This window comes from Streptomyces sp. NPDC034084, from assembly GCF_055575535.1.
In genome coordinates, this window is the sequence record NZ_JBVISK010000003.1 from 80,576 (window position 1) to 101,742 (window position 21,167).

Here is a 21,167-nt window from a genome sequence, read left to right on the forward strand (position 1 = left end):
CCCGCCCGGGACCTGGCTCCTGAACCGTCAGCCCGTCAGCCCGTCAGCCCGTCGCAAGCAGCACCGTGCCCACCAGGGCGAGGCCCGCGCCCGCCGCCTGAACGGCGCGGAGGCGTTCCTTGAGGACGCCGCGGGCCGCGAGGGCCGTGACGACCGGGTACAGACTGGCGAGGACGGCGGCGACGGTGACCGGGCCCTGCTGGGCGGCGATCGCGTAGGTGCCGTTGGCGGCGACGTCCGCGAGGCCCACGAAGGCGAGGGCCGGGAGCGCGGCGCGGACGACCCGGGGACCGCCCTCGGGGAGGGCGCGCCCGCCGCGTCTCACGGAGACGTACAGGGCACCGCCGCCGACCAGGACGTTGGTGACGCGCTGGACGAACAGCGCGAGGAACAGGCCGGTGACGGTCGTGGACGCCTCGGCGATGAGCGCCATCACCGAACCGAAGCCGAAGGCCGCGACCAGGGTCAGCAGGACCGCCTGGCGCTGGACCGGCGCCCCGCGCAGCTCCGGTCCGCCGGCGAGCACCACGCCCAGGATCGCCACCGCGATCCCGGCGAACTGGAGCAGCCCCGGCCGGTCGCCGACGAGGAGGCCCACGGAGACCGGGACGACGACGCCGAGGGAGCCGAGCGGGGAGACCACGCCCATGGGGCCGAGCGCGAGCGCCTTGTAGAAGGCGAGCATGGCGGCGGGACCGACGACGCCCGCCCCGACGGCGTACCAGAGCTGGGGTCCCGCCTCGGTCCAGGCGCCGGTCGCGAGGACGATCGTGCCGAGGACGACGACCGCGAGGGCCTGGGAGACCACGACGACGGTGAGGGCCGGGATCCGGCGGGTCAGGAGCCCGCCCCCGAAGTCGGCGAGGCCCCACAGAAGGCTCGTGGCCAGGGCGAACAGGGCGGTCATCGATCCTCGCAGGGGGCGTGCGGCAGTACAGTGCAGTGAACCATCGGGTGCACCCCACCGTAGTTCAGTGTGTTGAACTCTGTCATCCAGAATATTGGACGGAATGTGTCGGACCTCGACCAGCTCACGCAGTCGCTCGCCCGGAACCTGAAGCGCTGGCGCAAGGAGCGGGGACTCACCCTGGACGCGCTCGCCACACGGGCGGGTGTCAGCCGAGGCATGATCATCCAGATCGAACAGGCCCGGACCAACCCCAGCGTCGGCACCACCGTGAAGCTGGCCGACGCCCTCGGCGTCTCCCTCACGACCCTCCTCGACCACGAGCAGGGCCCCCAGGTCCGGCTCGTCCCGCCCGACCAGACCGTCCGCATGTGGTCCACCTCCACGGGCAGCCACACCACCCTCCTCGTCGGCACCGAGGCCCGCGGCCCCCTGGAGCTCTGGTCCTGGACCCTCATGCCGGGCGACGGCAGCGCCTCCGACCCGCACCCGGAGGGCACGGTCGAGCTGCTCCACGTCACCGCCGGGACGCTCACCCTGGTCGTGGACGGCGAGGACCACCCGATCCCCGCCGGCACCTCCGCCGTCTTCGAGGCCGACGTCGCGCACGCCTACCGCAACGACGGCGACGAGCCGGCCGAGATGACGATGGCCGTCTCCATCCCGCCCGTCCGCTGAGACAAACGCCCCCGCGGCGAAAGGCGGTCGTCCGCGGGAGGGCGTGCGCGCTCCCCTCAGCCCAGGCGCGGGATCTCTATCGCGGGGCAGCGGTCCATGACCATGTCGAGGCCCGCCGCCCGGGTGCGGGCGAAGGCCTCGTCGTCGATGACGCCCAGCTGGAACCAGACGGCCTTGGCGCCGATCGCGACGGCCTCGTCGGCGACGGCGCCCGCCAGATCGCTGTTCACGAAGACGTCGACGACGTCGACCGGGAACGGAATGTCGGCCAGCGAGGCGTACCCCGGCTCGCCGTGGACCGTCTCCGCCTTCGGGTGCACCGGAACGATCCGCTTGCCGAAGCGCTGGAGGACGGCCGCCACCCCGTACGCGGCACGGGCCTGGTTCGAGGAGAGGCCGACCACCGCCCAGGTGTCGCCCGCGGACGTCAGAATCCGCCGCACCGTCTCCGCCGTGGAGGAGGCGGTGGAGGCCGTGGTCGTGCTGTCTGCGCTCATCGCTTCTGCTGCCCTTCGTCGTCTCGGACCGTCCACCAGAGGAACGGCCCGCGCGGACCCGGGATTCCCCTCCGGGCGATCACCCGACCCCCAGATGTCCCCTAAGGGGCCCGGCCCTCCCGCCCACCGCCGCGGAGCGCCGGCCCGGCGGAACGTACGCTGGTCGGATGCAGGAGCAGTACCGCACCCTGGCCCGTGAGGGCGTGCACGAGACCGAGATCAACCGCTCGCGCTTCCTCTGCGCGCTCGCGCCCGTCGCCGACGAGCGGGAGGCGCAGGAGTTCGTCGCGCGGGTCCGCAGGGAGCACCCGGCCGCCAGCCACCACTGCTTCGCGTACGTCCTCGGCGCCGATGCCTCCGTGCAGAAGGCGAGCGACGACGGCGAGCCCGGCGGCACGGCCGGGGTCCCCATGCTCCAGATGCTGCTGCGCCGCGAGATGCGGTACGTCGTCGCCGTCGTCACCCGCTACTACGGCGGCGTGAAGCTCGGCGCGGGCGGCCTGATCCGCGCGTACGGCGGGGTGGTCGGCGAGGCGCTCGACGCGCTCGGCACCGTCACCCGGCAGCGATTCCGGCTCGCCACCGTCACCGTCGACCACCAGCGGGCGGGCAGGCTGGAGAACGACCTGCGTGCCACCGGCCGTGCCGTCCGCGACGTGCGGTACGCCGACGCCGTCACGATCGAGATCGGCCTCCCGGACACGGACGTCCCCGCCTTCCGCGGCTGGCTCGCCGACGCCACCGCGGGGACGGCCTCCTTCGAACTCGGCGGCGAGGCGTACGGGGACGCGTGAGACGTCACACGTGACGCGCCTCACATGACGAGCCGTCAGTGACGCCCCGGGCGGCCGGGTCCGAGCGGGCGGGCCCCGGCACCCGCCCGCGCCGCCCGCCTCCGCGACCGGCCCCACCCACGCCCCGCCCGGGATAGCGTGGTGGCCGCACACGAACGGGAACCGGCGGCGAGGAGCGGCGCACATGTGGGGTGGGACGGCATCGTGAGGCTCCTGCACACCTCGGACTGGCATCTCGGCCGGTCCTTCCACCGCGTCGGCCTGCTCGACGCCCAGGCCGCCTTCCTCGACCACCTCGTGGCGACCGTCCACGCCCACGAGGTGGACGCCGTCCTCGTCGCCGGGGACGTCTACGACCGGGCCGTACCCCCGCTGCCCGCCGTCGAGCTCTTCGACACCGCGCTGCACCGCCTCGCCGAGGCCGGCGTGCCCACCGTCATGATCTCGGGCAACCACGACTCCGCCCGACGGCTCGGCGTCGGCGCCGGACTCATCGAACGGGCCGGCATCCACCTCCGTACCGACCCGGACGGCATCGGCACCCCCGTCGTCCTCTCCGACACGCACGGCGAGGTCGCCCTCTACGGCCTGCCGTACCTCGAGCCCGCCCTCGTCCGCGAGCGGCTCGGCGCCGAGAAGACCGGCCACGAGGCCGTCCTCGCCGCCGCCATGGACCGGGTCCGCGCCGACCTCGCCCGCCGGCCCGCCGGCACCCGCTCCGTCGTCCTCGCCCACGCCTTCGTCGCCGGCGGCGCGCCCAGCGACAGCGAGCGGGACATCACGGTCGGCGGCGTCGCCGCCGTCCCCGCCGGGGTCTTCGACGGCGTCGACTACGTCGCCCTCGGCCACCTCCACGGCAGCCAGACCCTCACCCCGCGCGTCCGCTACTCCGGCTCCCCCCTCGCCTACTCCTTCTCCGAGGCCGGCCACCGCAAGACCATGTGGCTGATCGACCTGGGCGAGGACGGGTCGATCACCGGCGACGTACGGATCGACTGCCCCGTCCCGCGACCCCTCGCCCGCATCCGGGGGCGGCTCGACGACCTCCTCGCCGACCCCGCGCACGCCCCGCACGAGCAGTCCTGGGTCGAGGCCACCCTCACCGACCCCGTGCGCCCCCCCGAGCCCATGGCCCGGCTCACCGAACGCTTCCCCCACACCCTCAACCTGGTCTTCGACCCCGAGCGGACCGGGGACGACCCCGGCGCCTCCTACGCCCAGCGGCTGCGGGACCGCAGCGACCAGCAGATCGCGGAGGACTTCGTGGCCCACGTGCGCGGCGGTGCCCTCGACGGTGCCGAACGGGCGGTCCTGTACGGCGCCTTCGACGATGTCCGCGTCGACACGGCCGAGCGCGAGGTGGGCCGGTGAGGCTGCACCGGCTGGAGATCACCGCGTTCGGCCCCTTCGGCACCACGCAGAAGATCGACTTCGACGCCCTGTCCTCCGCCGGACTCTTCCTCCTCCACGGGCCGACCGGCGCCGGCAAGACCTCCGTCCTCGACGCCGTCTGCTTCGCCCTGTACGGGGGCGTCCCCGGCGTCCGCCAGAACCCCGGGACGTCCCTGCGCAGCGACCACGCCCCCGTCGGCACGTACACCGAGGTGCTCCTCGAACTGACCGTGGGCGACCGGCGCCTGGAGATCACCCGCCGCCCGGCCCAGCAGCGGCCCAAGAAGCGCGGCGGCGGGTTCACCACCGAGAAGGCCCAGACCTGGCTCCGCGAGTACGACTCCGCCACCGGCGAGTGGGCCGGCCTCAGCCGCTCCCACCAGGAGGCCGGAGAGGAGATCACCCAGCTCGTCGGCATGAGCCGCGAGCAGTTCTGCCAGGTCGTCCTCCTCCCGCAGGGCGACTTCGCCCGCTTCCTGCGCGCCGACGCCGAGGTCCGGGGCAGGCTCCTCGGCCGCCTCTTCGACACCCGCCGCTTCGCCGCCGTCGAGGAACGCCTCGCCGAACTGCGCCGCGCCGGCAAGGAGCGGGTCGAGGAGGGGGACGCGCGGCTGCTCGCCCTCGCCCACCGCATGGCCCAGGCCGCCGGCGGCCTCGACAGCGCCCGCACCCCGGTCGAGGGCCGGCCGGGCGACCCCGGGCTCGCCGAGTCCGTCCTCACCTGGGCCGCCGTCGCCCGTACGGAGGCCCGGGAGGCGCTCGACATCGCGGGCGTGCGCCTCGCCGCCGCCGAGGACGCGCAGGCCGCCGCCCGCACCGCCCTCGACGCCGAGAACGACCTCGCCGCCCGCCAGGCCCGGCACGCCGACGCCCTCCGTCGCCGTGAGCGGCTCACCGAACAGACCCCGGAGCGCGACCGCCTCCAGGGCCGCCTCGACCGCGGCCTCAAGGCCGACCGGGTGGCCCCCGCGCTCGGACTGCGCGAGGACGCCGAGCGCGAGCACGCCGCCGCGCACGCCGCCCTGGAACGCGCCCGCGCCCAGCTGCCCCCCGACCTCGCCGACGCCGGCGCCGCACACCTCTCCGCCCTCGAACACCGGCTGCGCGAGGAACTCGGCGGACTCGACGCGGCCCGCCGCGCCGAGCGCCGCGCGGCCGCCGTCGCCGAGGAACGCGCCGTACTCGCCCGGGAGGCGCGTGCCGACGAGGACGCCCTCCAGGACGCGGCCGACTGGCTCGACGGCTGGGAACCGCGCCGCGCCGCCCTCGCCGAGCGCGTCGAGGCCGCCCGCGACGCGGCCGCCCGCGCCGAACGGCTCGCCGGCCGCCTGGAGCCCGCCCGCCGCCGGCTCGCCGCGGCCCGCCGCCGTGACGCCCTCGCCGACGACACCCGCGCCGCCGAGACGCGCCTCGCCGAGGCACGCGAGCGGCGCAACGCCGCCCACGAGCACTGGCTCGACGTCAAGTCCCGCCGCCTGGACGGCATCGCCGCCGAACTCGCGGCCACCCTCACGCCGGGCGACCCCTGCCAGGTCTGCGGCTCCGCCACCCACCCGGCCCCCGCCCGCACCACCGCCGGCCACGTCGACCGCGCCACGGAGGACGCGGCCTACGTGGCCTACACCCGCGCCGAGGAGACCCGCACGGCCGCCGAACGCGAACTGGCCGTGACCCGCGAGTCCTGGTCCGCGGCGCGTACGGAGGCCCTGACGGGCATCGAGTCCGGCGAGGCGGAGCCCAGGGTTACTGAACTCTCCGACGCGGTCGAGGAGTTGAGCCGCCTTCACGCCGAGGCGCACGCCCTCGCCGGACAGACCCACAACGCGCGCGAGGCCCTCGCGAGCGCCGAGCGGGAGTACGAGGAGCGGATGGGCGCGCGGCGTGAGGCCGAGCGGCGGGTCGCCGCGCGGACCTCGCGGCGAGAGGCGCTGGAACGGGAGCAGTCCGCGCTCGACGAGGAACTCGCCCGGGGACGCGGCGCGTTCGCCAGCGTGGCCGAACACGCCACCCGCCTGGAGCGGCGGATCGCCCTCCTGGTCGACGCCGCCGGAACCGTACGCACCGCCGAACTCGCCGCCCAGCGCCTCAAGGAGGCCGACGACCGGCTCGCCGACGCCGCGTACCGGGCCGGCTTCGCCACCCCGGCCGAGGCCGCCGGCGCCCTGCTCGGCGAGCGCGAGCGCCGTGACCTCCAGCAGCGCGTGGACGTCTGGCAGGCGGAGGCCGCGGCCGTCGCGGACCGGCTCTCCGAGCCCGGCACGGCCGAGGCCGCCGCCCTGCCCCCCGCCGACCCGGCCGCCGCTGCGGCCGCGCACACGGCGGCGGAACGCGCGCTCCGCGAGGCCGGCTCCGCCCTGGCCGCCGCCCGCGAGCGGGCCACCGGCCTCGCCGCACTCTCCCGGCAGGCCGACGCCGAGGTCCGCCGCCTGGGACCGCTGCGCGAGGAGCACGACCGGGTGGCACGGCTCGCCGGCCTCACCGCCGGCACCTCCGCCGAGAACGAGCGCCGGATGCGCCTGGAGTCGTACGTGCTCGCCGCCCGGCTCGAACAGGTCGCGGCGGCCGCGTCCGCCCGCCTCCAGCGCATGTCCTCGGGCCGCTACACCCTCGTCCACTCCGACGCGCGCTCCGGCGGCAAGCGGTCCGGACTCGGCCTGCACGTCGTCGACGCCTGGACCGGCAACGAGCGGGACACGGCCACGCTCTCCGGCGGCGAGACCTTCTTCGCCTCCCTCGCGCTCGCCCTCGGCCTCGCCGACGTCGTCACCGACGAGGCCGGCGGGGTCCGGCTCGACACCCTCTTCATCGACGAGGGCTTCGGGAGCCTCGACGAGCAGACGCTCGACGAGGTCCTCGACGTCCTCGACTCGCTGCGCGAGCGGGACCGCAGCGTCGGCATCGTCAGCCACGTCGGCGACCTGCGCCGCCGGATCCCGGCCCAGCTGGAGGTCGTCAAGGCGCGGCAGGGCTCGGCGGTGCGGCTGCGCACCGGAGGGGACGCGCTCAGCGGCTGAGGGAACGCCGGGGCAGCGGCGAGGAGTAGACGACGCTCGTGGTCACCGCGCCGAGGGTGGCGATCTTCCCCGTGATCGACTCCAGGTGCTTCATGGAGCGGGCGGCGACCTTGAGGACGAAGCAGTCGTCGCCGGTCACGTGGTGGGCTTCGAGGACCTCGGGCGTGGTCTCGAGCAGGTCGTGGAACGGCTTGTAGTTGCCGTGCGGGTAGCGCAGCCGTACGAAGGCGAGGATGGGCAGGCCGAGCCGGTCCTGGTCGACGACCGCCGTGTACCCGGTGATCACCCCGGCGTCCTCGAGGCGCCGCACCCGCTCGGTCACCGCCGACGGCGACATGGAGACGGCGCGGGCGAGTTCGGCGAAACTGGCGCGGCCATCGGACTGCAGGGCCTGGAGGATGCGCCAGTCGGTGGCGTCCGGGGTGTAGTCACTGCTCATCAGGAGAGACTGCACGGGAATCCCCGGTCGATCAAGCGATCGACCGGGGATTCCCGGCGGGGGAGACGCTCAGAGGCGGGAGATCTCGTCCACCAGGTCGTCCAGGCCCAGCGGGCCCTGGGAGAGGGCCGCCATGTGCCAGGCCTTCGCGTCGAACGCCTCGCCGTGCGCGGCCCGCGCGTTGGCCCGGCCGAGCAGCCACGCGCGCTCGCCCAGCTTGTAGCCGATCGCCTGGCCGGGCATCGACAGGTAGCGGGTCATCTCGCTCTCCACGAAGGACGGCGGGCGGCTGCTGTGCAGCTGGAAGAACTCCTGGGCGAGCTCCGGCGTCCACCGCTCGCCCGGATGGAAGGGCGAGTCCGCGGGGATCTCCAGACCGAGGTGCATGCCGATGTCCACGATCACCCGGCACGCGCGCATCATCTGGCCGTCGAGGTAGCCGAGGCGCCGCTCCGCGTCGGGCAGGAAGCCCAGTTCGTCCATGAGGCGCTCCGCGTACAGCGCCCAGCCCTCCACGTTGGCGCTGACCTTGCCGATGGTCGCCTGGTAGCGGGAGAGCCGGTCGGCGACGTGCACCCACTGCGCGATCTGCAGATGATGGCCGGGCACGCCCTCGTGGTACCACGTCGACACCAGGTCGTACACCGGGAAGCGGGTCGTGCCGTCCACCGGCAGCCAGGTGCGGCCGGGGCGCGTGAAGTCCTCGGACGGGCCGGTGTAGTACGGGGCGGCGGCGCCGCCCGGCGGAGCGATGCGTGACTCCACCCGCCGTACGCGCCCCGCGAGTTCGAAATGGGTGCCGTCGAGCGCCTCGATGGCCTCGTCCATGAGCTGCTGGAGCCAGATCCGCACCTCCTCGACGCCCTCGATGTGGGTGCCGTGCTCGTCGAGGTGGGCGAGTGCCTCCCAGGGGCCCGCGCCCGGCAGGATCCGCTCGGCCTCGGTCCGCATCTCGCCCAGGAGCCGGTGGTACTCGGTCCAGCCGTAGGCGTACGCCTGGTCGAGGTCCAGGTCGGTGCCGTTGAAGAAGCGGGTCCAGCGCTGGTAGCGCTCGCGGCCCACCGTGTCCGGCGCGTCGGCGACGGCCGGCGCGTACACGTCCCGCATCCAGTCCCGCAGCGTCTCGACGGCCGCGGTGGCGCCCTTCGCGGCAGCGGCCAGCTCGGCCCTCAGCTCCGTCGGGAGCGTGGCGGGGCCGGCGGCGGCGAACTCCTCGAACCAGCCGGGCTTCCCGCTCTCCCCGCCCGCCCACTCGGTGAGCTGCTCGATGAAGGTGGCGGTGGGGCGCGGCCCGCCGAAGAGCTTGCGCTCCAGGCCCAGTGCGAGCGCGGACCGGTAGCCGTCGAGCGCGCCCGGGACCGCGCGCAGCCGGGATGCGACCGCCGCCCAGTCCTCCTCGGTCTCCGTCGGCATCACGGTGAACACGATGCGGACGCTGTGCGCGGGCGAGCGCATGTTGCTGACCGTACGGAGGTTCTCCTCGGCCTCGTGCATGGCGAGCTCCGCCGTCAGCCGCTCCCGCAGCAGCCGGGCGCACCGGCGCTCGGCGTCGCTGTCCGCGCCCGGCGCCCGCTCGGCCTCGTCGAGCCTGGCGAGGGTGCGGCGGGCGAGGTCGGCCACCGCCCGCTGCCCGGCGGGTGAGAAGTCCGGCAGCCGTCCGGCGCTCTCCTTGACTCCCAGGTACGTACCGGTGATCGGGTCGAGGGCGATGAGTGCGTCGACGTGGTCGTCGGCGACCTGGCGGGGCAGCTGGCTGCTGGAAGTGTCTGGCATGGGGGCCATCCTGGCGTCTCCGGCGGGCCCGCGTCACCCTCGTCCGGCCTCAGTCGGCTGACAAGGAAGGGCCGGGGGAGGGCGGCAGAAGAGGCCCGCACTCCCATTCCTGGAAGATCAGCCGGGTCTCGACGCGGGCCACCTCGCGGCGCGAGGTGAACTCGTCGAGGACGAGACGCTGCAGGTCGGCGGGGTCCGCCACCGCCACGTGCACCAGGTAGTCGTCGGGGCCCGTGAGGTGGAACAGCGCCCGCGACTCGGGAAGGGCCCGGATCCGGTCGACGAACGGACCGATCAGTTCACGCCGGTGGGGGCGGACCTGGACGAGAAGCAGCGCTTCCAGCCCCCGCCCGAGTTTGGCCGGATCCACTCGTAGCTGGTGTCCGAGGATCACGCCTGTGCGGCGCAGCCGCGCCACCCGGTCGAGGCAGGTGGAGGGTGCGACGCCGACCTCGGCGGCGAGTTCGCGGTAGGTGCTCCGGGCGTCGTTCTGCAGGAGGCGAAGAATGTGCAGATCGACCGCGTCCAGTACGACAGAATCGGCCATTCGGCGAACGTAGCACGGCGATTTCCCGCTACTTCCCGGTATCCGTTCACAGTGCGGCCATGGACGTCATGGACCACGGCCCCTCGGCCACCCCGAGGGCCCTCGCCACCGAAGCCGTGCACGCCGGCCGCGAAGACCTCGCCGGACTCGGGCTGCACGCCCCGCCGCTCGACCTGTCCACCACCTACCCCTCGTACGACGCCCGGGCCGAGGCCGCCCGGATCGACGAGTTCGCCACCACCGGCGCCCGGCTCGACGGGCCGCCCGTCTACGCGCGGCTCGACAACCCGACCGTGGCCCGGTTCGAGGAGGCCCTCGCCCGCCTGGAGGGCGCCGAGGCCGCCGTCGCCTTCGCCAGTGGCATGGCCGCCCTGACCGCCGTGCTCCTCGCCCGGGCGAGCCAGGGCCTGCGGCATGTCGTCGCGGTCCGCCCGCTGTACGGCTGCAGCGACCACCTCCTCGACGGCGGGCTGCTCGGCACCGAGGTGACCTGGACCGACCCGGCGGGCATCGCCGACGCCATCCGGCCCGACACCGGCCTCGTCATGGTCGAGTCGCCCGCCAACCCGACCCTCGCCGAGGCGGACATCCGGGCCATCGCCCACTCCTGCGGTTCCGTCCCGCTGCTCGTCGACAACACCTTCGCCACGCCGGTGCTCCAGCGCCCCGTCGAGCAGGGCGCGCGCATCGTGCTGCACAGCGCGACCAAGTACCTGGGCGGTCACGGCGACGTCATGGGCGGGGTCGTCGCCTGCGACGAGGAGTTCGCCCGTACGCTCCGGCAGGTCCGCTTCGCCACCGGCGGGGTGCTCCACCCGCTCGCCGGCTACCTGCTGCTGCGCGGTCTCTCCACCCTCCCGGTACGGGTCAGGGCGGCGTCCTCGACGGCCGCGGAACTGGTCCGGCGACTCGCCACCGACCCCCGGATCGCCCGCGTCCACTACCCGCGGATCGGCGGCGCGATGATCGCCTTCGAGGTGTACGGCGATCCGCACGACGTGATCGCCGGGGTACGGCTCATCACCCCGGCGGTCAGCCTCGGCAGCGTCGACACCCTCATCCAGCACCCGGCCTCCATCAGCCACCGGATCGTGGCTGAGGGAGACCGGCGCTCCGCGGGCGTCAGCGACCGGCTGCTCCGGATGTCGGTCGGTCTGGAGGACGTCGAGGACCTCTGGCGCGATCTCACCCAGGCGCTCAGCGCTCCGCCCGCCGGGCCCCTTCGTGCGGCTGCTCCTGCCGCGCCCGGGCGTCCGGTCGCGGTGCCGAGGCCAGCCGGGCTGTGATCACCAGGGTGCCTTCCTCGATCTGGTAGTCCAGAGGGAGGTTCAGCGCCCGCATCGCGGCCACCATCCCGGTGTTGGAGGACTGCGTCACGGCGTACACGCTGTCGCAGCCGGTCTCCTCGGCCATCGCCACGAGGCGGCCGAGGAGCTCGGAGCCGATGCCGCGCCGCTGCCAGTCGTCCTCGACGAGGAGGGCGACCTCCGTCTCGTCGCCGTCCCACAGCAGGTGGCCGAGGGCGACGAGACGGCCGGAGGTCGTCTGCACGGCGAGGGTCCGGCCGAAGCGGGGGCTGAGCAGGTGGTCGAGGTAGCGGTCGGCGTCGCCGACCGGCCCGTGGTAGCGCAGGCCCAGGGTGCGGGCCGAGCAGCGGTCGTGCATGGCGCGCGCGGCGGCCAGGTCGCGCTGGTCGGCGCGGCGGACGGTGATCTCGTTGCCCTCGGGCAGGGTCAGCACGTCCTGGCTGCGCGGGACGCGGGGGCCGAGCCGGGCGTCGAGCTCGACCAGGGCGCGGGCGCGGGCGAACTCGGTGGGGGTGAAGGGCAGATGGGGCCGCTCGATGATGAGCGTGCCGCCGCGCGGGTCGCGCAGCCGCATCACCGTCTCCTCCAGGACGCCCTCGACCGGGGCCTGTTCGCCGGTGGGGCGGCCGGTGAGCGAGACGGCGGGCACGGAATGGAGGGTGCAGCGGCCGAGGAGCTGGCGCAGCGCCAGGGGGAGTTCGGCCGCGTCGAGCGCGGTACGGGTGGCGAGGCCGAGGACCCGCGTGGGGGTGTCGACCAGGTCATGGGCGTCGGCCCGCTCGGTCCAGGTGTCGCGGCCGCCGGCCGCCGCCGTCTCGCGGGCGAGGGCCTGGGCGGAGAGCTCGGCGGGAGCGCGCAGCAGGAATTCGTCGACCGTGCCGTCGGCGAGCGGATGGGTCTGGAGGGTGAGGATGTCCACGCCCAGGCGGGCGAGGGCCGTGCACAGCGCGGCGAGACTGCCCGGCGTGTCCGCGACCGTGGTCCGCATCCGCCAGAGCGTCGTCTCGGCGGGCGGAGCGGACTCCTCCTCGGCCTCGCTCCGCGCGGGTGCGGTCTCGGGCGCCGGCTCCTTGGTGGGGCGCCCGCCGGTGTCACCGGCGGGCGGGGCATGGCCGGCATGACTGTGCCTCCGCGCCCACCAGGTGTGGAACGCGGCGGTGGCGACCAGCGCGATCGCGGAGAAGACCAGCAGGTGGGGACCGTCGGGGCCCTTGACGACGGTCTTGGCGATCGTGTCGGCCACCACCACGGCGGTGAACAGGGCGGCGAGCTCGATCAGGTCGTGCCGCCAGTGGTGCGGGCGGCGGGCACTCTTCGAAGACGTCACATCGGTCATGGCTTCACTGTGACCCAGCGGTGTTGCGCGATCACGAACGCTTTGTGACTGACGGGTTAAGTGCCGATCTGGAGGCTTAAAGGCCGATTCGGACCGGTTTTGTCAAAGACCGATCGGTCCTCTGGCGCACTGAGCTCAGAAGGCGTCCGGCCTGCACCACGGCGCTACTGCCCGACCATGCCAGGCTGGAGCACCCTGCTGAACAGTACCGTCCCGCCCTCGGCCCGCAGCCGTACCGTCAGCTCCCCGCTGTGGCCGTCGATGTCGACCTCACCGAAGTACTGCGGGCTCTCCATCGGCGACAGGTTGGCCCGCTCCGGTGCCCGCACGAAGACCCGCTCCGGACCGAACGTGGCGTCGAGCGCGCTCGCCGGGAAACCGCCCGCCGCCAGCGGACCGGACACGAACTCCCAGAAGGGCGCGAAGTCCTGGAAGGCCGCCCGCTCCGGCGCGTAGTGCTGCGCCGAGGTGTGGTGGACGTCCGCCGTCAGCCACACCGTGCCGGTGATCCGCCGGTGCTTCACGAACCGCAGCAGTTCCGCGATCTGGAGTTCCCGGCCCAGCGGCGCCCCCGGGTCGCCCTGCGCGATCGCCTCGAAGTTCGCCGCGCCGTCCGGGACGACCAGACCGATCGGCATGTCCGCCGCGAGCACCTTCCACACGGCCCTGGACGCGGCGAGCTCCCGCTTGAGCCACGCCAGCTGCCCGGCGCCGAGGATGCCGGTGGAGTCGTCGGTCTGCCGGCCGGGCGAGTTGGCGTTCCGGTACGAGCGCATGTCGAGCACGAACACGTCGAGCAGCGGCCCGTACCGCACCACCCGGTGCATCCGCCCCTCGCGCCCGTCACCGCGCGCGTGCAGCGAGGAGACGGGGAAGTACTCGCCGAACGCCCGGGAGGCGCGGGCCGCGAGGACGTCCACGTCCTTCTCCGTGTAGCGGGGATCGTCCAGGATCTGCCCCGGGTACCAGTTGTTCCGCACCTCGTGGTCGTCCCACTGCACCACCGACGGCACCTGCGCGTTGAAGGCCCGCACGTTGTGGTCGAGGAGGTTGTACCGGAAGTTCCCCCGGTACTCGTCGAGGGTCTCGGCGACCTTGGCCTTCTCCGGCGTCGTGACGTTCCGCCAGATCCGCCCGTCCGGCAGGGTCACGCTGGGCTGGATCACCCCGTCGGCGTAGATCGTGTCACCGCTGCACAGGAAGAAGTCCGGGTCGAGCCGCCGCATCTCCTCGTACGCGCGGAAGCCCCCGATGTCGGGGTTGATGCCCCAGCCCTGCCCCGCGATGTCGCCGGACCACAGGAAGCGGACCCCGTCGCGCCGCCGGTCCGGAGCCGTGCGGAAGGTGCCGAGGACGGGCTCGCCCGCCCGGCGCGGATCGTCCGGGTCGACGAGAGTGACCCGGTAGTGGATCTGCTCGCCCGCCGGCAGACCGCGCAGGGCGGTCGTACCGGTGAAGTCCGTGCCCGCGCCGATCAGCGGCCCGAAGTGGCGGCGCGCGTGCCGGAACGACTCGGTCGCCGAGGTCTCCACGACCATCCGCGCCGGCCGGTCCGCACGCACCCACACCAGACCGGAGGAGGCCGTGACGTCACCCGCCTGCACACCCCACTCGGCCCGGGGGCGGCCCGAGAGCGCGAACGCCGGGGCGGCGAGGCCGGTGCCGCCGAGGGTGAGCGCCGCCGACGCGGCCAGCGAGCCGCGCAGGACGGTGCGCCGGGCGGGGGAGGGGGCGGGGGACGGGGAAGGACCGAGCGCGGGAAGGGACATGAAAGGGCCTCCGGGGGTCTTCGTTGGTCGTTTCCGGTCGTTTCCGGTCGCGGGCGGGGCGGGACGGTGGCCGCCCATGCCGACGGCCGGAAGCGCCGACCCATGCCTAACGGCCGGGGGCGGCGCCCACACGAACCCCGCGTGAACAGATCACCCTTCGACCGACCGCGCGGCCCGGGTCACTCCCGGCCGAACGCCTCCGCCACGAGCCGGATCCCCGTCGTCACCGCCGTGGCGGGCAGGTGCGCGTACCCGATGACGAGCCGTACGTCCCCGTCCCCGGGCCGGGCGGTGCCGTACTCCTCCAGCGCCCGCACCGCCACCCCGGCCTCCGCCGCCCGCGCCAGGAACCGCTCCGGAGGCCCGAACCGCGCCGGTACCCGCGCGATGACGTGCAGTCCGGCCGCGATCCCGCTCACCCGGGTGCCCGGCAGGTGCTCCGCGAGCGCGGCGAGCAGCGCGTCCCGCCGCTCCCGGTAGGCGCGCTGACAGCGGCGCAGCTGCCGGTCGTACCCGCCCCCGGTCACGAACTCCGCGAGGACCGCCTGGTCGAGTACGGGATTGCCGAGGTCCATCGTCCGCTTGCGTTCGACGACCTCGTCGAGCAGGGCCTCCGGGACGAGCATCCAGCCGAGCCGCAGTCCCGGGGCGAGCGACTTGCTGACCGATCCGGCGTAGACGACCCGCTCGGGGTCGAGTCCCTGGAGCGCGCCGACGGGGGCGCGGTCGTAGCGGAAGTCGCCGTCGTAGTCGTCCTCCAGGACGTATCCGTCCACCGCGCGCGCCCAGTCGAGGAGCGCGGCCCGGCGCTCCGCCGACCAGCTGATGCCGGACGGGAACTGGTGCGAGGGCGTCACGACCACCGCCCGTATCCCCGAGTCGGCGAGCGGCCCCGGCCGGAGCCCCTCCTCGTCCAGCGGCAGCCAGACGGTCTCCATGCCGGTCGCGGCGAACAGCCGCCCGTGCTCCGGGCTGCCGGGGTCCTCGATCCCGACCTGGCGCAGGCCCCGCGCGCGCAGGACGAAACCGAGGAGCGTCGACGCCTGCGCCACGCCCGAACAGACCACGAGCCGCTCCGGATCGGCCACCACACCCCGCCGCCGCGCCAGCATCGCGGCCAGCGCCTCGCGCAGTCCCGGGAGCCCGCGCGGATCGGGATAGCCGAGCGACGGGTGGGGGAGCCGCGCGAGCACGGACCTCTGCGCCGCCGCCCACGCGCTCCTCGGGAACAGCGACAGGTCCGGGGTCCCCGGCCGGAAGTCCACCCGCACCCCGGGCGACCCGGCGGCCAGGTCACGGGCCCCGCGCACGGCCGCCCGGGCCGCCCCGCCCACCCAGGTCCCCGCCCCCCGGTCGCTGCGCAGGTACCCCTCGGCCGTCAGCTGTTCGTACGCCTCGGTGACGAGCCCCCGCGAGACGCCGAGGTCGGCCGCGAGCGCGCGGGTCGACGGCAGTCGCGTCCCGGCCGCGAGCCGGCCCGAGCGCACCGCCTCCCGCAGCGCCTCCTGCAGCGCCCGCCCCCGCCGCCGCGCCGGAGCACCGGCGGCCGGCAACAGCAGCTCCCAGGCCGCCTGCCCCTCGCTCCTCATGTCACGTGACCCCTCTCGCCGCCCCGCCCGGGGTTTCCCGGCCCGTCCCGACCGAGCCCCGTGGCCCATGATCCTGGCCCCGTCGGGGGCGCACGTCACTCAGTTCCGCACCTCCAGGGAAAGGTGCGCCGACAGCGCGCGCAGGAAGTCGGGCGCGTCGAACATCTCACCGGCCGAGGCGACGCCGGTCGTCCGGGTCCGGCCGGTGAGGATCCGGTCGACGGCCTCCACCGCGAGCGGCGCGGTGACGGCGTAGATGTCCTGGCCTGCGGCGACGGCCCGGCGCTCCGCGCCCCCGGAGCGCACCACGACGTCCACGAGGAAGGTCTGCGCGGACCGGCCGCGCTCGTCGACCGCCGCCGGTGCCGACGGGTCGGGCGCCGACAGGTCCTGTGCGGCGTCGACAGCCATGTACGTGCGTACCTCGGGGACCTTCAGATGGCTGGGGACGGTCACCACGTCGGCCATCGTGAACTCGCCGATGACGGGCCGGGTGCCCATGGGCGCGGGGAAGGGCCACTCCAGGACGGAGAACGCGTCGTCGTGGTACTCCAGCCGTCCGCCGCTGTAGCGGACGTGCCGGCCGTCGCGCCGCTCCCGGGAGACCTTGCCCGCCGCGAGGGTTCCCGCCGTGGGGTGCCAGCTGCTCAGCCCGTACGCGACGTGCACCTCGTCGGCCGCCGTCCAGTCGCCCATCGCCGTGGTGGCGAGCAGGTCGCCGAGCCCGCCGTAGAAGGCCATCGCGGGGACGACCACCGTCCCCGCGGCGCGGGCCCGGTCGGCGAAGCGGGCGAAGGTGTCGGCGCTGGCCTCGATCTCGGCCGCCACGTCCACGTACGGGATCCCGGCGCGCAGGGCGGCCTCGATCACCGGCCCGCCGGTGACGGCGAAGGGCCCGGCGCAGTTGACGACGGCCGCCGCGCCGGCCAGCGCGCGGTCGAGGGAGGCCGGGTCGTCGACCGACGCCGGTCGGACGTCGAGCCCCTCGTGGGACGCGGCGAGCGTCCGCAGCTTGCCGGCGTCGCGGCCGGAGAGCACCGGGACGAACCCCCGCTCGAGCAGCTCCGCCACCACGAAGCGCCCCGTGTGACCGTAGGCGCCGAACACCACGACCGTCTGACCGGATTCCATGACGTCTCCCGCTGTCTCAGTAATCGAAAGTTCAACTAACCCCATCCTGACGATGGATGGCTGCGGCCGCGAGTGTCCGGAACGACATGGCACGTACAATTCCGGACATGGGTACGCTCGCGCTGGCCGTCACCGAGGGAATGCTGCACTTCGAACTCTCCCTCGCGTACGAGGTGTTCGGTTCGCGCCCGGACGCCGTCACCGTCCCCTGGTACGACATGACCGTCTGCGGACCCGGCCCCGTGCCGGTCGAGCGGTTCCGCCTGGAGCCCGACCACGGGCTCGACCGGCTTCCGTACGCGGACACGGTGATCGTCCCCGGCTGGGCCGACGTCGACGTGGAACCGCCGGCCGACCTGGTGGACGCGGTGCGCGCGGCCCACGACGCCGGCGCGCGCGTGGCCTCGCTGTGCACGGGCGCGTTCGTCCTGGCCGCCGCCGGCCTGCTCGACGGCCGGCGGGCCACGACGCACTGGGCGCACACCGAGGCCCTGGCCCGGCGCCATCCGCGGGTGGAGGTCGATCCGGACGTGCTGTACGTGGACGACGGCCGGGTGCTCACCTCCGCCGGCAAGGCCGCCGCGATGGACCTCTGCCTGCACCTCGTCCGCCTCGACCACGGCTCGGCGATCGCCAACACCGTCGCCCGCCGCCTGGTCGTGCCCCCGCACCGGGACGGCGGCCAGGCGCAGTTCGTCACCGCCCCCGTGCCCACCCGGGAGGACCACCCGCTCACCGACCTGCTGCCGTGGGCCGTCGAACGTCTCGGTGAGCCGCTGACCGTGGAGGATCTGGCCCGCCAGGCGCGCATGAGCTCGCGCCACCTGGGCCGCCACTTCCGGGCGGCGACCGGCACCACCCCGCTGCAATGGCTGCTCACCCAGCGGATCCGCCGCGCCCAGGAGCTCCTGGAGGCAGGCGACGACAGCATCGACGCCATCGCGGAGGCGACCGGCATGGGCACCGCCACGACGCTCCGCCGGCACTTCAACCGCACCGTCGGCGTGCCCCCGGACACATACCGCCGCACCTTCCGCTCCCGGACCGGCGGAGAGCCGGGCCACCGGGAAGTGGTCCCCGATGGCGCGACGGAAGTGGACCTCAACGGGGGCCGCGCGGGCTCCTAGCGTCGGAGGCATGAACGCGAACGCCCTGCGCGGGGTCCTCCTCGTGACCCTCGCCTACGCCCTCGTCGGCGCCTCCTTCACCGCCAACAGTCTGCTCGGCGCCTACCCGTACGCGGGTGGGCAGGCGCTCCGCTACGGAGCCGCCTGCCTGCTCCTCCTTCCACTGCTCGGCCGTGGCGGCCTCACCCCGCTGCGGCTCCTGACCACCCGTCACTGGCTGCGGCTGGCCGCCCTCGCGGCCGTCGGCATGGTCGGCTTCAACCTCGCGATCCTCGCCGCCGAACGGACCGCCGAGCCCGCCGTCCCCGGAGTCCTGGTCGGCTGCGCCCCGGTCGTCGTCGCCGTCCTGGTCCCGCTGACCGAGGGCCGCAGGCCCGCCCCCGCCGTGCTGTACGGGGCGCTGCTCGTCGCCGCCGGCGCCTTCACCGTGCAGGGCTGGGGGCGTACGGACCTGGCGGGGATCGGCTGGTCGGCGGCTGCGCTCGGGGGCGAGGTGGGCTTCACGGTCCTCGCCGTGCCGGTGCTGCGCCTGCTCGGGCCGAAGCTCCTGACGGCCACCGTGTGCGGAATCGGCGCGGCCGAGGCGGCGCTCATCGGCCTGGTCGTGGACGGCGCCGGGTTCGTACGGGTGCCCACGGCGGTGGAGACGGGGGCGCTGGTCTGGCAGGCGGCTCTGGCCACGGTCGTGGGTTTCGTCCTCTTCTACATGGGCGTCCAGCGGGTCGGTATGGAGAGGGCCACTCTCTATACCGGGGCCATCCCGATCGCCGCGGCTCTGAGCGCGGCCCTGGTCGGAGGTGCCGTGTTCGGCCTCCCGCAGGCGGCCGGCAGCCTCCTCGTGGGCGCCGGCGCCGCCCTGGGCACCGGCCTGTTCGCACGGCCGGCCCGGCCGGCCCCGCCCGTGCGAGCACCCCGGACCGGCTCAGCGGCTGCCGTCCAGGATGACGCGCGCGACCAGAGCCGGGTCGTCGTTCATCGGCACATGGCCGCAGCCGGGCAGCCGGATCAGGCGCGCGGCGGGCAGGGTCTGCTTGGCGCGGACGCCCTGGCGGCGCAGCAGCAGCCGGTCGCGGCTGCCCCAGGCGATGGTGACGGGCACCGAGGGGATGTCGTCGCGGAAGAGGGCGGTCCGGCCCGCGGCCAGGGTCTGGTGGAAGCCGGTGGCCGCGCGCAGCGCGAGCGTCTCGGCGACGACGGCCTCGGGTGACCGGCGGCCCGGCCGCGCGTAGATGGTGCTGGTCAGCGCGGTGCGCCCGGCGGCCGTGCGGGAGAGGCGCTCGATCACGGGCCGGGGCAACGACAGAGCGGCGCCCCGCATGGCCTGCAGCGTGCCGAACGCGTACCGCCGCTCGCCCTCCGACCAGAAGCCGGCGGGGGAGAGGGCGGTGACCGAGCGGACCAGCTTCTCCCGGCCGAGTTCCAGGGCGAGCAGCCCGCCCAGGGAGTTCCCCGCCACGTGCGGCCGGTCGAAGCCGACCGCCTCGCAGAAGGCGTCGAGCACGTGGACGACGGTGGGGATGCCGTAGGGGACGCCGTCCGGCAGCCCCTCGGAGGCCCCGAAACCGGGCAGGTCGGCGGCGATCACGTCCCGCTCGGCGGCGAGGATGTCCAGGACGGGTTCCCAGGCCTGCCAATGGTGCCCGATGCCGTGGAGCAGCAGCAGGGGCTCGCCCGCGCCCCGCCGCTCGTACGTCAGGGACGTCGTGCGGGGGCCCGCCGGGGTCTCGATCGTGAACGCGATCCGTGCGGGCATGCGAGCTCCTCGCTTCCTCGTGAACCCCGGCAGGGGCAGAACCCCGGCAAGGGTCAGGACACCGGCGGACGTCACCTTTTAGACGTCCCGTCAGTAAGAATTACCGCTCAGTAGCCGGGAGTTCAAGACGGAAGCCGGAAACTGGACAGGGCCGGTGGCGTGGGCTGGGATGGAGGGGTGCCCACCGACACCGACACCCTCACCGAACTCTTCGAGGAGCACCGTCCGATGCTCCTCGGCGTCGCCTACCGGATGCTCGGCCGCACCGCCGACGCCGAGGACGTCGTCCAGGAGGCCTGGCTGCGCTGGACCGCCGCGGACCGGGAGGCCGTCCGCGAGCCGCGCGCCTTCCTCGTACGGATCACCGCGCGGCTCGCCATCGACCGGCTCCGCCAGGCGCAGACGCGACGCGAGTCCTATGTCGGGCCCTGGCTCCCCGAGCCCCTCGTCACCGACTTCGGACCCGCGGCCCCCGACAGCGCCGAGCGGGCGCTGCTCGCCGACTCCGTCTCGCTCGCGGTCCTCGTCGTGCTCGAATCCCTCTCCCCGCTGGAGCGGGCCGTCTTCGTGCTGCGCGAGGCCTTCGGCTTCCCGTACGGGGAGATCGCCACCGCCCTCGACCGCTCCGAGGCGGCCGTACGCCAGCTCGCCGGGCGGGCCCGGCGCCACGTCGACGAGCGCAGGCCGCGCTACGACGTCGACCCGGCCGAGCGGCGGGACCTCACCGAGCGCTTCCTCTCCGCCGCCGCCGGCGGCGATCTCGGGCAACTCCTCGCGCTCCTCGCCCCGGACGTGCGGCTCGTCGGCGACAGCGGCGGCAAGTCCAAGGCGCCGCTGCGGATCATCGAGAGCGCCGACAAGGTCGGCCGCTTCCTCGCCGCCGTCGCCCGGGACTCGTGGGCCGGGTACGAGGTGCGCTTCCTGGAGCTCAACGGCGCTCCGGCCGTCCTCGTCCTCGCCGACGGGCAGCCCGAGACGGTCTTCCAGATCGAGGTGCGCGACGGTCTGGTCCAGTGCGTCCACATCATCCGCAACCCCGACAAGCTCCAGGGCCTCGCCGACCTCGCCGACGCCTGACCGCGATCGCACCCCTCCGCCGGAACCCGCCCCGCCT

17 protein-coding genes and 1 pseudogene are annotated in these 21,167 nt (G+C 74.6%); 8 read left to right on the forward strand and 10 right to left on the reverse strand.

The annotated features are described in order from the left end of the window. Window positions 1-43: 43 nt before the first annotated feature. Window positions 44-907 carry an EamA family transporter gene (locus ACZ51I_RS11375; protein WP_468874038.1) on the reverse strand — a complete coding sequence of 288 codons (864 nt, stop codon included), beginning with the start codon at window positions 905-907 and terminating at the stop codon, window positions 44-46. A gap of 105 nt (window positions 908-1,012) precedes the next feature. Between ACZ51I_RS11375 and ACZ51I_RS11380 the strand changes: the two genes are divergently transcribed. Further along, window positions 1,013-1,585 (forward strand): helix-turn-helix domain-containing protein, encoded by a 573-nt coding sequence (locus ACZ51I_RS11380; RefSeq protein WP_468874040.1) that lies wholly within the window; start codon window positions 1,013-1,015, stop codon window positions 1,583-1,585. 56 nt (window positions 1,586-1,641) lie between these two features. Here ACZ51I_RS11380 and ACZ51I_RS11385 read toward each other — a convergent pair whose 3' ends face one another. After that, window positions 1,642-2,082 carry a CoA-binding protein gene (locus tag ACZ51I_RS11385; RefSeq protein ID WP_468874043.1) on the reverse strand — a complete coding sequence of 147 codons (441 nt, stop codon included), beginning with the start codon at window positions 2,080-2,082 and terminating at the stop codon, window positions 1,642-1,644. A gap of 167 nt (window positions 2,083-2,249) precedes the next feature. On the opposite strand from ACZ51I_RS11385, the gene ACZ51I_RS11390 reads away from it, so the two are divergent. From ACZ51I_RS11390 to ACZ51I_RS11400, 3 genes are all read left to right on the forward strand, one after another. Next, on the forward strand, window positions 2,250-2,876 hold the full coding sequence (locus tag ACZ51I_RS11390; protein WP_468874045.1) for a YigZ family protein: 627 nt from the start codon (window positions 2,250-2,252) through the stop codon (window positions 2,874-2,876). 204 nt (window positions 2,877-3,080) lie between these two features. After that, window positions 3,081-4,247: an exonuclease SbcCD subunit D gene (locus tag ACZ51I_RS11395; protein WP_468874047.1), complete on the forward strand. Its 1,167-nt coding sequence runs from the start codon at window positions 3,081-3,083 to the stop codon at window positions 4,245-4,247. Then, a complete protein-coding gene (locus tag ACZ51I_RS11400) occupies window positions 4,244-7,282 on the forward strand; it encodes an AAA family ATPase (protein WP_468874049.1) in 3,039 nt (1,012 codons plus the stop codon). Before ACZ51I_RS11395 ends, ACZ51I_RS11400 begins: the two co-directional genes overlap by 4 nt. Here the strand turns inward: ACZ51I_RS11400 and ACZ51I_RS11405 are convergent. From ACZ51I_RS11405 to ACZ51I_RS11415, 3 genes are all read right to left on the reverse strand, one after another. Beyond that, window positions 7,272-7,721 carry an Lrp/AsnC family transcriptional regulator gene (locus tag ACZ51I_RS11405; RefSeq protein ID WP_468874051.1) on the reverse strand — a complete coding sequence of 150 codons (450 nt, stop codon included), beginning with the start codon at window positions 7,719-7,721 and terminating at the stop codon, window positions 7,272-7,274. The two genes, ACZ51I_RS11400 and ACZ51I_RS11405, sit on opposite strands and share 11 nt — an antisense overlap. Before the next feature lie 69 nt (window positions 7,722-7,790). Further along, window positions 7,791-9,494: a DUF885 domain-containing protein gene (locus ACZ51I_RS11410; RefSeq protein ID WP_468874053.1), complete on the reverse strand. Its 1,704-nt coding sequence runs from the start codon at window positions 9,492-9,494 to the stop codon at window positions 7,791-7,793. Window positions 9,495-9,543: 49 nt separating this feature from the next. Beyond that, a complete protein-coding gene (locus ACZ51I_RS11415; protein WP_468874055.1) occupies window positions 9,544-10,041 on the reverse strand; it encodes an Lrp/AsnC family transcriptional regulator in 498 nt (165 codons plus the stop codon). A 59-nt stretch (window positions 10,042-10,100) separates the two neighbouring features. Between ACZ51I_RS11415 and ACZ51I_RS11420 the strand changes: the two genes are divergently transcribed. Further along, on the forward strand, window positions 10,101-11,327 hold the full coding sequence (locus tag ACZ51I_RS11420) for a trans-sulfuration enzyme family protein (RefSeq protein ID WP_468874057.1): 1,227 nt from the start codon (window positions 10,101-10,103) through the stop codon (window positions 11,325-11,327). Here the strand turns inward: ACZ51I_RS11420 and ACZ51I_RS11425 are convergent. The 4 genes from ACZ51I_RS11425 to ACZ51I_RS11440 form a co-directional block, all read right to left on the reverse strand. Next, window positions 11,239-12,684 (reverse strand): GNAT family N-acetyltransferase, encoded by a 1,446-nt coding sequence (locus tag ACZ51I_RS11425; RefSeq protein ID WP_468874059.1) that lies wholly within the window; start codon window positions 12,682-12,684, stop codon window positions 11,239-11,241. The two genes, ACZ51I_RS11420 and ACZ51I_RS11425, sit on opposite strands and share 89 nt — an antisense overlap. Window positions 12,685-12,848: 164 nt before the next feature. Then, a complete protein-coding gene (locus tag ACZ51I_RS11430) occupies window positions 12,849-14,453 on the reverse strand; it encodes an alkaline phosphatase D family protein (RefSeq protein WP_468874061.1) in 1,605 nt (534 codons plus the stop codon). Between the two features lie 179 nt (window positions 14,454-14,632). After that, window positions 14,633-16,042 carry a MocR-like pyridoxine biosynthesis transcription factor PdxR gene (pdxR, locus tag ACZ51I_RS11435; RefSeq protein ID WP_468874063.1) on the reverse strand — a complete coding sequence of 470 codons (1,410 nt, stop codon included), beginning with the start codon at window positions 16,040-16,042 and terminating at the stop codon, window positions 14,633-14,635. 99 nt (window positions 16,043-16,141) lie between these two features. Further along, window positions 16,142-17,173 carry a saccharopine dehydrogenase family protein gene (locus ACZ51I_RS11440; protein WP_468874065.1) on the reverse strand — a complete coding sequence of 344 codons (1,032 nt, stop codon included), beginning with the start codon at window positions 17,171-17,173 and terminating at the stop codon, window positions 16,142-16,144. Between the two features lie 107 nt (window positions 17,174-17,280). Between ACZ51I_RS11440 and ACZ51I_RS11445 the strand changes: the two genes are divergently transcribed. Beyond that, the gene (locus tag ACZ51I_RS11445; RefSeq protein WP_468874067.1) at window positions 17,281-18,300 is read left to right on the forward strand and encodes a helix-turn-helix domain-containing protein; all 1,020 of its coding nucleotides are present in this window, start codon (window positions 17,281-17,283) and stop codon (window positions 18,298-18,300) included. A 10-nt stretch (window positions 18,301-18,310) separates the two neighbouring features. Then, a pseudogene (locus ACZ51I_RS11450) lies at window positions 18,311-18,715 on the forward strand (EamA family transporter); the annotation flags it as partial. A gap of 507 nt (window positions 18,716-19,222) precedes the next feature. On the opposite strand, the gene ACZ51I_RS11455 reads toward ACZ51I_RS11450, so the two are convergent. Then, complete coding sequence (locus ACZ51I_RS11455) at window positions 19,223-20,053, reverse strand: alpha/beta fold hydrolase (RefSeq protein ID WP_468874070.1); 831 nt, start codon at window positions 20,051-20,053, stop codon at window positions 19,223-19,225. A 177-nt stretch (window positions 20,054-20,230) separates the two neighbouring features. Here ACZ51I_RS11455 and ACZ51I_RS11460 point away from each other — a divergent pair, with 177 nt between their 5' ends. Continuing rightward, window positions 20,231-21,130 (forward strand): RNA polymerase sigma-70 factor, encoded by a 900-nt coding sequence (locus tag ACZ51I_RS11460; RefSeq protein ID WP_468874072.1) that lies wholly within the window; start codon window positions 20,231-20,233, stop codon window positions 21,128-21,130. Window positions 21,131-21,167: the final 37 nt, after the last annotated feature.

What these genes read in the sequence shown, in the direction of transcription:
- ACZ51I_RS11390 (WP_468874045.1), top strand. Translation starts at nt 2,250, where the DNA reads ATGCAGGAGCAGTACCGCACCCTGGCCCGTGAGGGCGTGCACGAGACC.
- pdxR (WP_468874063.1), bottom strand. Translation starts at nt 16,042, where the DNA reads ATGAGGAGCGAGGGGCAGGCGGCCTGGGAGCTGCTGTTGCCGGCCGCC.
- ACZ51I_RS11425 (WP_468874059.1), bottom strand. Translation starts at nt 12,684, where the DNA reads ATGACCGATGTGACGTCTTCGAAGAGTGCCCGCCGCCCGCACCACTGG.
- ACZ51I_RS11455 (WP_468874070.1), bottom strand. Translation starts at nt 20,053, where the DNA reads ATGCCCGCACGGATCGCGTTCACGATCGAGACCCCGGCGGGCCCCCGC.
- ACZ51I_RS11440 (WP_468874065.1), bottom strand. Translation starts at nt 17,173, where the DNA reads ATGGAATCCGGTCAGACGGTCGTGGTGTTCGGCGCCTACGGTCACACG.
- ACZ51I_RS11430 (WP_468874061.1), bottom strand. Translation starts at nt 14,453, where the DNA reads ATGTCCCTTCCCGCGCTCGGTCCTTCCCCGTCCCCCGCCCCCTCCCCC.
- ACZ51I_RS11385 (WP_468874043.1), bottom strand. Translation starts at nt 2,082, where the DNA reads ATGAGCGCAGACAGCACGACCACGGCCTCCACCGCCTCCTCCACGGCG.
- ACZ51I_RS11420 (WP_468874057.1), top strand. Translation starts at nt 10,101, where the DNA reads ATGGACGTCATGGACCACGGCCCCTCGGCCACCCCGAGGGCCCTCGCC.
- ACZ51I_RS11405 (WP_468874051.1), bottom strand. Translation starts at nt 7,721, where the DNA reads ATGAGCAGTGACTACACCCCGGACGCCACCGACTGGCGCATCCTCCAG.
- ACZ51I_RS11415 (WP_468874055.1), bottom strand. Translation starts at nt 10,041, where the DNA reads ATGGCCGATTCTGTCGTACTGGACGCGGTCGATCTGCACATTCTTCGC.
- ACZ51I_RS11445 (WP_468874067.1), top strand. Translation starts at nt 17,281, where the DNA reads ATGGGTACGCTCGCGCTGGCCGTCACCGAGGGAATGCTGCACTTCGAA.
- ACZ51I_RS11375 (WP_468874038.1), bottom strand. Translation starts at nt 907, where the DNA reads ATGACCGCCCTGTTCGCCCTGGCCACGAGCCTTCTGTGGGGCCTCGCC.
- ACZ51I_RS11410 (WP_468874053.1), bottom strand. Translation starts at nt 9,494, where the DNA reads ATGCCAGACACTTCCAGCAGCCAGCTGCCCCGCCAGGTCGCCGACGAC.